At 33.9% G+C, this 12,801-nt stretch carries 18 protein-coding genes; 9 read left to right on the top strand and 9 right to left on the bottom strand.

Going from position 1 to position 12,801, the window contains the following annotated elements; translation table 11 throughout:
- Positions 1-299: 299 nt before the first annotated feature.
- Positions 300-923: a hypothetical protein gene (locus BD31_RS10840; protein ID WP_008301364.1), complete on the bottom strand. Its 624-nt coding sequence runs from the start codon at positions 921-923 to the stop codon at positions 300-302.
- Positions 924-1,024: 101 nt separating this feature from the next.
- Positions 1,025-1,603, bottom strand: coding sequence for an NAD(P)/FAD-dependent oxidoreductase (locus tag BD31_RS10835; protein ID WP_008301398.1), 579 nt, complete (start codon positions 1,601-1,603; stop codon positions 1,025-1,027).
- A gap of 87 nt (positions 1,604-1,690) precedes the next feature.
- On the opposite strand from BD31_RS10835, the gene BD31_RS08800 reads away from it, so the two are divergent.
- Both BD31_RS08800 and BD31_RS08795 read left to right on the top strand, forming a co-directional pair.
- Positions 1,691-1,972 carry a hypothetical protein gene (locus BD31_RS08800; protein ID WP_008301370.1) on the top strand — a complete coding sequence of 94 codons (282 nt, stop codon included), beginning with the start codon at positions 1,691-1,693 and terminating at the stop codon, positions 1,970-1,972.
- 26 nt (positions 1,973-1,998) lie between these two features.
- On the top strand, positions 1,999-2,373 hold the full coding sequence (locus tag BD31_RS08795) for a ChuX/HutX family heme-like substrate-binding protein (RefSeq protein WP_008301383.1): 375 nt from the start codon (positions 1,999-2,001) through the stop codon (positions 2,371-2,373).
- 195 nt (positions 2,374-2,568) lie between these two features.
- On the opposite strand, the gene BD31_RS08790 is transcribed toward BD31_RS08795, so the two are convergent.
- Positions 2,569-3,537 (bottom strand): 2-hydroxyacid dehydrogenase, encoded by a 969-nt coding sequence (locus BD31_RS08790; protein ID WP_008301334.1) that lies wholly within the window; start codon positions 3,535-3,537, stop codon positions 2,569-2,571.
- A gap of 52 nt (positions 3,538-3,589) precedes the next feature.
- Between BD31_RS08790 and BD31_RS10425 the strand changes: the two genes are divergently transcribed.
- From BD31_RS10425 to BD31_RS08775, 4 genes are read left to right on the top strand one after another with little or no spacing between them, the layout of a single operon-like run.
- Positions 3,590-3,736: a hypothetical protein gene (locus BD31_RS10425; RefSeq protein WP_008301345.1), complete on the top strand. Its 147-nt coding sequence runs from the start codon at positions 3,590-3,592 to the stop codon at positions 3,734-3,736.
- Between the two features lie 48 nt (positions 3,737-3,784).
- Positions 3,785-5,695: a 2-oxoacid:ferredoxin oxidoreductase subunit alpha gene (locus tag BD31_RS08785; protein ID WP_048097621.1), complete on the top strand. Its 1,911-nt coding sequence runs from the start codon at positions 3,785-3,787 to the stop codon at positions 5,693-5,695.
- On the top strand, positions 5,685-6,647 hold the full coding sequence (locus tag BD31_RS08780; RefSeq protein ID WP_008301344.1) for a 2-oxoacid:ferredoxin oxidoreductase subunit beta: 963 nt from the start codon (positions 5,685-5,687) through the stop codon (positions 6,645-6,647). Before BD31_RS08785 ends, BD31_RS08780 begins: the two co-directional genes overlap by 11 nt.
- Before the next feature lie 51 nt (positions 6,648-6,698).
- The gene (locus BD31_RS08775; RefSeq protein WP_008301340.1) at positions 6,699-7,139 is read left to right on the top strand and encodes a hypothetical protein; all 441 of its coding nucleotides are present in this window, start codon (positions 6,699-6,701) and stop codon (positions 7,137-7,139) included.
- Here BD31_RS08775 and BD31_RS08770 read toward each other — a convergent pair.
- Positions 7,132-7,665, bottom strand: a complete 534-nt coding sequence (locus tag BD31_RS08770; RefSeq protein ID WP_008301400.1) for a hypothetical protein — start codon at positions 7,663-7,665, stop codon at positions 7,132-7,134. The genes BD31_RS08775 and BD31_RS08770 overlap by 8 nt on opposite strands.
- 104 nt (positions 7,666-7,769) lie before the next feature.
- Between BD31_RS08770 and BD31_RS08765 the strand changes: the two genes are divergently transcribed.
- On the top strand, positions 7,770-8,096 hold the full coding sequence (locus BD31_RS08765; protein ID WP_008301329.1) for a hypothetical protein: 327 nt from the start codon (positions 7,770-7,772) through the stop codon (positions 8,094-8,096).
- 1 nt (position 8,097) lies between these two features.
- On the opposite strand, the gene BD31_RS08760 is transcribed toward BD31_RS08765, so the two are convergent.
- From BD31_RS08760 to BD31_RS10420, 5 genes are all read right to left on the bottom strand, one after another.
- On the bottom strand, positions 8,098-8,652 hold the full coding sequence (locus tag BD31_RS08760) for a hypothetical protein (protein ID WP_008301320.1): 555 nt from the start codon (positions 8,650-8,652) through the stop codon (positions 8,098-8,100).
- 46 nt (positions 8,653-8,698) lie between these two features.
- Positions 8,699-9,475, bottom strand: coding sequence for a coenzyme F420-0:L-glutamate ligase (locus tag BD31_RS08755; RefSeq protein WP_008301372.1), 777 nt, complete (start codon positions 9,473-9,475; stop codon positions 8,699-8,701).
- 91 nt (positions 9,476-9,566) lie between these two features.
- The gene (locus BD31_RS08750; protein WP_008301346.1) at positions 9,567-9,953 is read right to left on the bottom strand and encodes a proteinase inhibitor; all 387 of its coding nucleotides are present in this window, start codon (positions 9,951-9,953) and stop codon (positions 9,567-9,569) included.
- Positions 9,946-10,692: a DUF4377 domain-containing protein gene (locus BD31_RS09890; protein ID WP_008301354.1), complete on the bottom strand. Its 747-nt coding sequence runs from the start codon at positions 10,690-10,692 to the stop codon at positions 9,946-9,948. Before BD31_RS09890 ends, BD31_RS08750 begins: the two co-directional genes overlap by 8 nt.
- Positions 10,693-10,773: 81 nt before the next feature.
- Positions 10,774-10,923 carry a hypothetical protein gene (locus BD31_RS10420; protein ID WP_008301404.1) on the bottom strand — a complete coding sequence of 50 codons (150 nt, stop codon included), beginning with the start codon at positions 10,921-10,923 and terminating at the stop codon, positions 10,774-10,776.
- Between the two features lie 343 nt (positions 10,924-11,266).
- Between BD31_RS10420 and BD31_RS08740 the strand changes: the two genes are divergently transcribed.
- Together BD31_RS08740 and BD31_RS08735 are read left to right on the top strand one after the other, a co-directional pair.
- Positions 11,267-12,067 (top strand): helix-turn-helix transcriptional regulator, encoded by an 801-nt coding sequence (locus BD31_RS08740; RefSeq protein WP_008301392.1) that lies wholly within the window; start codon positions 11,267-11,269, stop codon positions 12,065-12,067.
- A gap of 134 nt (positions 12,068-12,201) precedes the next feature.
- Positions 12,202-12,798: a response regulator gene (locus BD31_RS08735; protein ID WP_008301324.1), complete on the top strand. Its 597-nt coding sequence runs from the start codon at positions 12,202-12,204 to the stop codon at positions 12,796-12,798.
- Positions 12,799-12,801 lie beyond the last annotated feature (3 nt).

Genomic DNA, 12,801 nt, shown 5'->3' with positions numbered 1-12,801 from the left:
AAATCCAGTAGTTAAGTGAATGACAAGAAATACGTAATGTAATACAGATTCTTCCACTTCTCAAATTGGGTAATTTTACATATAATATGTAACTGCCATTCTCAGGCCTTGAGAATCATTTTGATTCTATTGATTTTTGAGATCTGAATATATGATATGAAAATGTTTTATACCTGTTTTATTCTGCAAACTTATGAAATGTCAATGCAACACCAATAGATTATGCATGTGTCATTACTTGGCAAAATATCCTGATTCAATAAAGCCAAAAAATTGAGTTTTCTCAGGTCATTTGATTTTTATAACTTTTCTATAATATTTGCAAATTTCCAGGGACCGCATTGCGCATCAAGTTCATCACTCTTTAGCAGCCCTACTGTATTTAGATGATTTACAATGTGTGCCGAAAATGGTAATGCACCAGTTGCTCCGGGCGAATTGTAATTTAAAATATGAAATGACATGTCCTCATCAATTAAAATCACATCTGGAGCAAACTTTCCATTTTCATCAATTACTGATGATCTAATTCCAGCAGTACCTTTTTCAGTAATTTTATCAGCATCAATTTTTGGCAAGAATCTTTTTACTCTATCAATCATTGCAGATTTTGACATTGATGATTGTATTTCGTTTATTGCAAGTTCCTGAAACTGTTTATCAAAAATTGCTTTTCTTGCTCCCGAACCAAGCATTTCTAACATCTTTGGAATAAACTCTTTGATGTTTTCTGTTTTGTTATATCCATATGGACTAAACACTGGCACAGCGTTTGGACCAATCTCACAATTACCATCCACTCTGATTATCCAGTGTGGATCCAAAAATGGATAGTCTGGAAATTCTGGAACAGAATACACGCTTGTTTTCGTTAAATCGTGATATTCTTTTGGTGCTCTCCAATACTCTCCTCTAAAATGCACATCAGTGAATTTTTCTGCAACTCCTACATCGTGTGCAATATTTACTGCCTCACCACCCCCTGCATTAATTAGAAATTCTGCAAATATTTTATGTTCTCCATCTAACGTAATTTCCCACTTACCATTTTCTTTTTTATTTTGGTAACTCTTGTGTCTAAAATGAATTTTGTCCCACTAACTTCACTGTCTTTCATTACTGAATCTGTAAATATGGAATAGTCTGCAGACCCGTCTTTGTAAACGTAAAGTGCAGATTCACATTTTATTTCAGGTTCTATTTTTTTCAATTCAGTATTGCTCATCAATTTGATATCTTTGTCCTCAAGTCCATTTTGTTTTCCCCATTTGAGATACTTTTCAAGAATCTTGATGCCTTTCTGATCTAGTGCAACCTCAATCACACCATCTTTTTTAAAAGGTAAATTTCGTAAAGTAGCATATTCTTCCCACATCTCATAACCGTGAAATGCAGCTTTTGCAAACAATTTTTTCTTTTCAGGATTGTACAGATATGGCGCATGAACTTTTCCAGTATTTCGCCCACTAGTATGAAATGCAACGTTATGTGCTTGTTCAATGACTGCTATTTTTTTTGATTTGTTCAGACATGACAAAAAGAATGAAATTGAAGTTCCAAGAATTCCGCCACCAATAATTACAACATCAAAATTATGCGCCAAAATGTTTCATTGTTATTTCTTCTTAGTTAATATTAAATTAAATGTGCGACAATCAAGATTAATATCTAATAAAGCCTCAAATCAAACGTGCTACCTGATCAATGCTCTGTTTTAGAAGAAGGAAAGCAATGTGTTAATCCACCTGAATTTATCGTCTCAATTATATCTGATAAGGATGAGTATATGGTCGGTGTGACATGCCAGAAACACAAACAAATTGTATCTGGTAAAGTTGGAATTTTACAAAGTGAGGGCAAAATCCATGATGGTAAAATTAGTTTTTCACCCGTAAAATCTGTTGGAACCGATTGTATTCACGGTGATGCTGATGATTTTATCCAAATTGATATGAATTCATCTAAAAACTGAAATAATTTCTTTTCATATGACTATCATTGCTTTTCGAATTACTCTCTGATCTACTTGAAATTGATGATGTTTTACTTATTGTAAAAAATAGCGGGGTTGTGAGTGAGGTTAGAAGTAATTCTCTTGGCATTCGCCAAAAAGAAAAATGGATTACTATTGGTGATAATGACGGCCCAGCTCACATACACGTTGATTCAGAATTGATAAAATCTGCAGAGTTTATGCAAGAAGAAAAACCTGAGCGCACTAGCTATAGTATGAGATTCTACAATGAGACTGGTGAGCGTATTTTGGCAGCATTTTTTACAAAAATGTATGATGAATCTAAAAATTTAATTTTGGAAAGAAAAAAAGTTTATGACAAATTAAACCAAAAATATGGTTCTTCAATTAAATTTTAAAAAAAACCTTGTCTGAAAAAGACAAGGAGAAAAATCCTATTGTTCGGATTCCTTTCTCTTCTTTTCTTTCTCAGTTTGTAATTTCGCTAATTCTAATTCTTCATTAGTATGTTTGAATTTCTTCATTCTAATTCTAGATGGCAATTTAGATATAAAAACTGCACATATTGTTAAGATCACATTCATGCGTGAAAGTCAATATCCAACTGAATAGACTGGCTTTTTACCGTTAATCCCAAGATCCAAATTTTTCACAGCTATCTCTGCCATTTTAGATCTAGTTTCTTTTGTCGAGCTACCTATGTGTGGTGTTAAAACAACATTTTCCAATTTTGCTAATGCGTGATCTTTTTTGATTGGTTCTTCTTCGAAGACATCCAATCCTGCACCTGCAATAATTTTTTTCTTTATGGCCATGACTAGGTCTTTTTCATTGATTACTTTACCTCTTGAGGTATTGATCAAAAATGCTGTATCTTTCATCTTTCTAAAAACTTTCATATCAAAAAGATGATCTGTTTCTTTTGTATGAGGTACATGAACTGAAATAATGTCACTCTGAGTAATCAATTTTTCAAATGAGACGTATTTTGCACTCAATGTTCTCTCTTTATTTTTTGAAATGTGTTTTCTGTTATGATAAATTATTTTCATATCAAAAGCTTTTGCTCTTTTGGCAAGAGTTCCGCCGATCCTACCGAGACCGAAAATGCCAAGTGTTTTTCCTTGAAGATCAACTCCAACATAATCAAATGCACCGTAAATCACATTCCACTTTCCCTTTCGAATAATTCTATCTCCTTCTGAAACCCTTCTCAAAAGATCAAGCATCAATGAAAATGTTAAATCAGCTGTCGCATCAGTTAGAACCTCTGGAGTGTACCCTACTCGAATTTTCTTTTTCTTTGCATATTCAACATCTATGTGATCAAAACCTACGCTGTAGGTACTGATGACTTTTAGATTTTTTGCTGACTCTATCATGTTTCTGTCAATTTTGTCATATGGGAAGCAAATCAGCCCATCTACATTTTTAATTTTTGATCGCAGTTTTGATTGAGGAATCGGAATTTTTCCAGAATGTATTTCTATGTGATATCTTTTTTTCAATTCATTTATTGCAAAATCATGCAAAATTCTTGTAAGTAAGACTCTTTTTTTCACTAGTCTTGAGATTTATCTCAAACCATTTATACGATTTCTTTGTAAATCCTTCATGTCTTCTAAAGTTGAAGAAGAAGAGGAATTTGCTATTTGTGTTGAATGTGGAAATTCAATTGAAAAATGTGTATGTGTATGTCCTTATTGTGGTGAACGTGATAAATGTGAATGTGCGCTATTTGATGCTGCTACTGGTGGTTAGAAAAAATTAACCGGATACTATTAATTTTCAGGAAGTTGAATGATGTCTGTGAGTCCTGTTGATTTTACTTGGTTAATTGGTGGTCCACAAGGAAGTGGTGTAGAATCTGGTGCAAATGTCTTCTCAAAAGTTTGCGCTGAGATGGGTTATCAAGTATTTGGTAAAAGAGAATTTTATTCAAACATCAAAGGCGAACACAGCTATTTTACAGTCAGAGTGGCTGATAAAATAATTCATTCAAATGTAAATGATGTGACCCTAATGGTATCCTTTGATGCTGAAACAATTTTCCGCCACTTTGATGAAGTTGCATCAAATGGAGGAATCATCTATGATTCTGAATTAGAGAATGTTGATACTGGAAAAGTTCACACACTTGATGCTCCATTCAAAGATAGATTACACAATTTCCTTGAATCAAAAAATAAACCTTTTACCATAGCAGGAGTGCTTGAACTTGCCAAAGAAAAAGGCGTCAAACTTTTTCCTGTATCTTTTAAGAGCATCCTTGAAAAACTATCTGAAGAAGTAGGCAATCCAAAATTGCGAGGTCTGGTTAGAATGTATAATGTACTTGGAGTTTCTTTGTCTTTGGGATTAATCAAAATGCCTGCTGATTCACTACTTAATTCAATTGATAATATCTTTGCAAAAAAACCTCAAATCGCTGAAATAAATAAGCAGGCTGCAAATTTTTCCTATGCTCATGCAACAAATAATTTTCAAGATTTCAGTTATGAATTAACTGGAACTCAAAAAGAACCTGGAACTATTTTGGTTCAAGGATTTCAAGGAACTGCTTTGGGAAAAATGGCATGCGGTTGCAGAATGCAGCCTTACTATCCAATTACGCCAGCTTCCGACGAATCTGTCTTCCTTGAATCAAATGAAATTTTAGAAATTATTGACGATAGACCCGGGTCAACTGCTGTTGTTCAAACAGAAGATGAGATCTGTGCAATGGGTATGACTATCGGTGCTGCATTAACTGGAACACGTTCTGCAACGTGCACTTCAGGTCCTGGATTTGCATTGATGACTGAAATGCTCGGATGGGCTGGAATAAATGAAGTTCCTGTTGTAATAACAAATTATCAAAGAAGTGGACCATCAACTGGACTTCCAACTAGACATGGACAAGATGATTTACTTTTTGCAGTTTTTGCAGGGCACGGTGATTTTCCAAAAATTGTTTATGCTTCAGGTGATATTGAGGAGAGCTTTTACGATACTGGAAACTGCTTTAACTATGCAGAAATTTTTCAAGTTCCTGTAATCCACATGATGGATAAATTCCATGCAAGCTCTGTAATTACATGCAAAAGATTTGATCCTCAAAAAATTTCAATTAACCGCGGTAAACTCTTAGAAAAAGTAGATGACGGATATAGAAGATTTGAATTTACTGATGATGGGGTGTCTCCTCGTTCTAGATTGGGAATGGATAACGGGATATTTTGGAATACTGGTGATGAATCTGATGAATATGGTCATATCTCAGAAGACCCAATTTTACGTGTAAAAATGATGGACAAAAGAATGTCTCGATTGGATTTGATCCTCAAAGAGATTCCTCAATCAGACCAAGCAATATCCTTTGGAGTTGAAGAACATACTATAATCTCATGGGGTTCTGCAAAGGGTCCTATCTTGGATGCTATTGACATGCTCAAAAAAGAGGGAATCTTAATTGGATTTGTTCAACTAAAACTAATGCATCCATTCCCTGGGGAGTATGTTAGTTCATTACTAAAAGATGTCAAAACAATTATTGATATTGAAGCTAATCACTCCGGTCAGCTCGGAAAACTATTCAAACAAAATGTTCAACGAGACATTGATTATTTTATCTTAAAATACTCTGGAAGAGCAATGACTAGTACTGAGGTCTATGATTCACTTAAGAAAATTGTTGAAAATAAGGCAGATAAAAGAGAGGTTTTAATGCATGGCGCTTAAACTTGCTGATTACAAAACAGATGTACACAATGATTGGTGTCCTGGTTGTGGAGATTTTGGTATAGTCAATGCCATTCAAATGGCATTAGCTGAGATGGGAATAGAACGCGACAAAGCTGCAATGTTTTCAGGTATTGGTTGTTCTGGAAAGACTTCTCATTTTATCAATACATACGGTGTCCATACATTACATGGAAGAGTTTTGACATTTGCACAAGGTGCAAAAATTGCAAATCCTGAGATGACTGTAGTTGCAGTGGGTGGCGATGGTGATGGCTTGGGAATTGGTGCAGGTCATTTTGTTGCAGCTGGAAGACGAAATGTGGATATGACTTACATAATTTTTGATAATGGTGTTTATGGTTTAACAAAAGGACAAGCATCTCCTACTCTAAAACTAGGCGAAAAAACAAAATCATTACCTTCGCCAAATACAAATTCAAATGTTAATCCAATTGGTTTGGCAGTTGCAAGTGGTTTTACATTTGTAGCTCGCGGTTATTCTTATGATGTAAGACATCTCAAGGATCTAATCATTCAAGCAGTAAATCACAAAGGTCTCTCATTTTTGGATGTTTTACAGCCATGTCCAACATACAATGATCTTAACACTAGAGACTGGTATGCTGGAACTGATTTAGTTGAAGAAGCACAACAAAGACATTCTAGAATATACAAACTTGAAGAGCAAGGATTTGAACCAGTAGTTCATTACGATTCTGAGGCTGAAGTAAATGAGAAACTATCTCAAGCCTTGATAAAATCTCTTGAATGGGGAAATAAAATACCCATAGGTGTGTTTTACAAAAATGCCCTGGTCTCTCCGTACACTCAGAGACTGCAAGACAAAATTCCGAATTATCTGGAAAATCCCCCTGCAAAACAAAATATTTCCAAAAACGGTCATCCCATCACCGATATTTCAAAGATATTGGATTCTCTTGAAGTGTAAAAAATAGTCTATAACCTAATAAGTTATAGGCAAGTTTCATAGAATGATATTTTGCCTTTGAATATCAACGAATCTAATAAAATATTTAGAAAATCCATTATCAAAGGATTCTTTGAACCTCAACTTGTTAATCTTGATTTTAAAAAGTCTGCAGTAAAGCACCCTTCCATAAACGATGATGGTTTGATGCAATCTGATCTGCTTCATGTGTTTTTTGATGTGGATACTGGGGCTGATTATCCTGACGGGGATGAGTGGTTTATTGTTGAAATGCTCTTTCCTCATGATGTGAAACTTCCTGATAATTTGAAAGGAACAGATTATTTTACCACTCTTTCAGTTGAAGATGGAAAAACTTTTTGGCATCATCGTGAATTAATTCGATACAAGTATGGAAAATCAAAAAAATTAGATAACGCTTTAGAATTTTTAGAATCCAAGTACAAAGAACTTCATGAATTACTAGAACCGTTACAAAAGGATCTCAAATAATTTCCTTCCAAGAGTTTCCTCTAAATTCAAATTTCTTGTCTTCTGATGTTGCCGTATTCAGTCTCCATCTTATTGACTCTGAATCAAACTTGTAGATTATCTCTGAAATTTCTGATGGTGTTTTCTCAGGATCCAAGTGATATGGCAACAATTCTAAAACAAAATCAATTTTTTCAATGGCATTATCGAACCATTGTTTATCTTCAATGTCTACTGCAAATACAATTCTCGGATTTCCAGAAAAATGAATTTTAATCTTTAATGCATTTCCGCTACCTCTTCGGCGTTTCATCTCTTTGAATACCGCCTTGACTTTTTCCCAGCGCTTAAAATCGAACCATTGAAAAAACTCCTCATTAAATGGGAGAGGAATTTCTATATCAAGAGAGCTCACAAAATTCTCATCATCCGAATCAATTTCCTCTTGAATTATTGTAAAATGTGAATTTAGGAATCCGTAAAGTACTTCGATCTCCCATGGGGAAACCCCATAATATCTTAAGGTCGTTTTCAGATTTTCAGGCAATAATTCAAAGTCGTGAAAATTGTAATTAAAGCTTCAATACTAAAGAAAATAGTCCAAATCAACCTTAAAATTAAAATTATGTGGAATGATGGGGTACTTCAGATATGAAAAAAGAATATGTTGTAAAAAGTATTGATTCTGCACCTGATGGAGCCCCCTATGTGATAGTCTCTTTATCATCGATTAAAGATCTTAAAGAAGGATCTCAAAACACACCATCACCTTTTGGCGCCCCAAAAGTTATGGGATTTACAAACATGAATGACATGATGAAAGATCTAAACAAAATGATGTCTGGAATGGGAGGACTTGGAATGCAATCAGGTATTACTCAATTAAAACTTGAAATGCATGAATACAAGGATTTGGGTCTTTCAGTTGGAGATAAAGTCTATCTAGAATTGAGTAAAGCAGAATCTTTGGGCGTTTAGATTACCAGATTGTATTGAAATACTTCCAACCATAGAAAGCAGCAATTGTTCCAATTACAAATAACATTGGCTTCCATGCAAATACTGGAATACTAGGCGTTGCTAGTTTAACTTTATAATTATCAACAATCGCATGAATGTTTTTCTTAATTTTATCATGCCATATACTATAATCTACTTGATATTTTTTTAGAATTTCTTCAATTTCGTAAACAACTGGAGTTCTTTGACAGAATAAATGTTGAAGATAATCTCTTGAAACTTCTACTTCTGCATGAATTCCTATTAATCCTTTTTTCAAATCCACCATTCGAACATGCATCTCCCATGGTTTTTTCAATTTTAGATTAAGACCGTTTCCTATTTGTCCTGGTTGCTTATGTTCAAATTTAACTCTAGTAAATCCCTCTGCTTTGAAAATTTTCATTAACTCTTCAAAACTTTTTCTCACAACAATGTGAAGTTGTTCTACGCCATCTTTACTGTCTGCATCAATTCTGTGTTTTAACCCATCAAAAAATGAAACTGTCTTGGGATATGTTGTGATATACTCCATATTGTTTTGACAAAAATACCGATATTTAAAGCAGAAGTGCCTAAGACTAGTTACCTGGAGGATTTGACAGTCCTCTTACATAGACGCATTGATCTGGTGATATTGCAGTCTCAGAAGGTGATATCTTTCTGTCTGTAAGTTTTGCTTCTGAATTTCTAACTATTGCAAATGGTTTTGACTCTGCTCCTTCACCCATCTTATGATTTGCAATTGTCGCAAGATTATCTACCACTGCCTGAAATGTGACTTTGAGCGGATTTCCATCAAGATCTCTTTTTGCCCTCATATCTAAAACTGGTTCAATTCCTGCACATGCAACTGCAACTCCTGACGTGCCAATTCTTGCAGGCATCAATCTACTATCTGCTAAAATTATTCCAACATGAATAAAGTATTTCAAGAAAATCTTTCTGCGAATTTGCTCTGCAGTAAGGTATGGGTCTGTTGGATATAAGATGGCCTTACCTTTTCTTGCATTTGATTTGTCAATTCCTGCATTTGGTGCCATTATATTATCTGATGATGTAATTACAAATCCACCAATACCCCCAAAAATTTTATCTGATTCTCTAACTATGATTTCTGCAATTTCTGGTTTTAACTGATATTTTTTTGAAATTTTAATACCTTGTTCAGATGCTTTAATTTTTTCTAGTTCTATAATTCTTCCCTGTGAATTTGAGATGTATTTTGTTGAAATTACTATAACGTCTCCTTCTTGCAATCCTGTGTTATTTTTTCCCAGCGTTTCTAATAGTACATCAAAAACATCAAACTCTGATTCTCTTCTATCTGCTAAAAGAGGTATTACTGTTAGACTCATGATTATTTAGAATATTCTTTTCTTTTTTACTGTTCTGCAAAAACTTTGAAATTCTGACTTGAATGGTTATTACCCTAATTAAAAATGGAAATTATTGTTCTATTTTGAATCCTAATTCTCTTAATTCATCTTTAATCTCTTCTTTTATTTGATCCAACTCTGTTTTTGGAATATCGAAACTTACCATCTTTCTTATTTGGTTTAACATGACCCTCCCTGCTTGGTCATCCGTTAATTTTTGTCCCGATTCTTCAAATGTGTACCATGCCTTCATAATCTCTAGACGTTGATTTCTATCGTCATTATCTTTATTATTCATCCATTCATCTATCATTATTCTCAAGTCTTGTTGTGTGACTGGTGGAACCGGCTCTGAACTTATACCGATAAATTCTGTAGTTTGATTCTGCACAAAATAGCTTCCAGTTATTATGATAGTTAGTGCGGCTCCAATTCCAATTGGAATTATTTTATTCATGACATTCGCCTTGATGCTTTATTGCCATATGTTCAGAATGTATCATGCAACTGTTACCGTATGTGTTTCCATCAACTCCACATATTGGAGCATATTCTAATGTACATGCAAAAACAGGCATGAATGTTTGCCATCCTCTCTCTTTTAGCGTGTTGACTGATTCTAGTTTGACGCATGCAGGAGAGCCGTCATGAGATTTGAATATCTTTTTCAAACCTTCTGCACAAATAACATTGCTTGCTGAAATTCCAGCATTTCCTTGTTGTGATGGTCTAAGATATGGTTGTTTTACATCGTCCATTACACAAACTTTTCCTGGATATATTCCAGGTCCACATCTATCATTTAACACACAAATTTCCCCAAGTGGAACAAATCCCGGAGCACATATGTTCTTGTATGGCATATGATCTGTTGTTGATTCTTGTTTTAGTATTTCAATCAACTCATATTTTTTACTGGAGGAATCAGCTGGTGGATTCTCGACTTCTGTAATCTTTATAGAAATTTGATATGAATTTCCTTCGACAAATGTAAACCCTTGAATTTTATCGTAAAAGTTTAGCCACTCTGAATGTTGATCCTCTCTAACCTGCATGCATTTTTGTGGACTGACTCCCACACAATCAACAAGATTAGATCCTACAAACAATGTCTTTATTTCTTCAGCATATGATGTTGGTGTGAAAATAATTGCAAGAGATAATCCAATTATTATTCCAAAAATCAAATTTTGCATATTATGGTTCATGTAAAATCGTTAATAACTATTGATGAAATTTCGTTTTTACCAAATTTGTTTTTAAAAAAAATTATGTTGCTAGCCTAATAAACCGCTAGCAACAAAGTATGCCCCTGCGCCCATTCCAATTACTGCACCAATTCCCATGCAGATAAGATCGAATTTTACAACCTTTTTGAATGGAGCGTGAACCATTTTATCCCAGTTTGAGATTTGTTGTGTTTTCATGATTATAGTATGGTGTAAGATGCTCATAGAATGTGGTACATTTTAGAGATTACGGGTAAGCTAATCAGCTGACTAGAGTATATTGCCATTTCTCACATAATTACATCATGAGAATTGACAGCTGTAGAAAATGTGGAATTGAACTTTGTATTCTAAAGTATTGTCATGGTTGTGGCCAGCCAATACAATTTGAATGCAAAAAATGCCAAAAATTAACTGATGAGCAAATTCATTTTCAATGCATGTACAAACCACCACTTCTTCTAGTAAGTTGATTTTTTAAAATTAGTTATAGCTTATTTACATCTAATTTTTATTTACTGTGTGATCTTGTTAATTGCCAATGAATGACTTGATTGATGAAACTGCAGATTATGTTTTGGAGCTTGCAAGTTCTCAGCGACTAAGCATTCTGGTGGCTTTACTTGGCAAAAATCTGACTCCAACTGCTTTTGCCAAAGAAATTGATGCAACTAAACAAGAGGTTCATAGAAATTTTTCACGATTAGAGGAACACGGTTTGATAAAAAAGCAAGTTAACGGAACTTATTCCTTGACAACATTTGGTCAGGTAGTATGCACACAGGTGCCTTCACTTGTGTTTATCTCTCAGAACCGAGAATATTTTGATTATCATACTTTTGGGGATGTTCCTCACAAATTCCAAATGCGATGCGGTCAGCTTGCAAATAGTATTCATGTAAAAGGCATATCAAAAGTCCTAGAACAATGGAAATCCATTTACAATAATTCAAATGAATACGTTTATGAAATTCTCTCTGAAGTTCCTCTTGATCTAATAGAACCGCTTGTAAAAAAAGTGAAAAAAGGAATTAAATTCAATTATGTGTTTTCTGAATCTGCAGTAGTTCCAAAAGGGCGTAAAGCATTATTGAAAAAACTTGGCTTTGACAAACTTCTAGAAAAAGGGATGATTGAAAGAAAGATGGAAAAAAATGTTCAGACAGTAGTAGTTCTAAACGAGAAAGAAGCATGTTTGTTGTTTCCTAAACTTGATGGCGAATCCGATCTTACCGAGATGTTTTATTCTGATGATTCGATGTTCCATGAATGGTGTCTTGATTATTTTAGATATTGTTGGTATGGATCAGATGTGTTCCGAGAAAGCAAACTCAAAGAATAATTTCTTTCTTAGTATTGTAAATTTTGGTTTGAGTCCTGATTGTCTATAATTTATTAAAATAATACTGTTATTTCTTTTTCTAACAAACAGCTTTTAATCTTAAAAATGATCGGATTTAAGATTGGTTATGGGCATTGAAATCAGCTATTATAGTAGATGACGATGAAGATATTGTATCTATCATCTCAGAACTTTTAGAACTAAATGGAATTAATGTAGTTGGTAAAGGGCATAATGGACTAGAAGGAGTGAAGTTATTTGAAAAATTACACCCTGATCTCGTTTTGTTGGATATGATGATGCCAGAATACGATGGATTGTATGCATTAAAAAAAATTCGAGAAAAAGATGCCAATGCCAATGTTGTGATTGTCACTGGAGGGGGTTTCAGTGATTCTGTTGAAGATGAGTTGAAATCGTTAAACCCCACAAAAATTTTATTCAAACCATTCGATATACAATCATTAACTGAATTCTTTCTTGCAAACCAACACGTTCAATCTTCATTTAAAATAAAATACAAATTCAGAAATGATGTAAAATACTATACTTGCATAATGTCTGATGATCAATACAAAAATTTTAAAAAATTACCCATCGTTGAAGAATGTGAAATCCTCACAAAATATGAAAAGAATGCTGAAGATTATGCCTCTAAAATGCAAAAAGCATTGAACTTGGCTGCACAAAATGACACTAGTCATATTCGAAAATTATCTGTAAATGTTTAGTTG

The sequence above is a fragment of the Candidatus Nitrosopumilus salarius BD31 genome (genome assembly GCF_000242875.2).
In the GTDB taxonomy this organism is placed as follows: domain Archaea; phylum Thermoproteota; class Nitrososphaeria; order Nitrososphaerales; family Nitrosopumilaceae; genus Nitrosopumilus; species Nitrosopumilus salarius.
The sequence above is the reverse complement of the archived record's forward strand: the minus strand, read 5'-3'. Positions and strand labels throughout refer to the sequence as shown.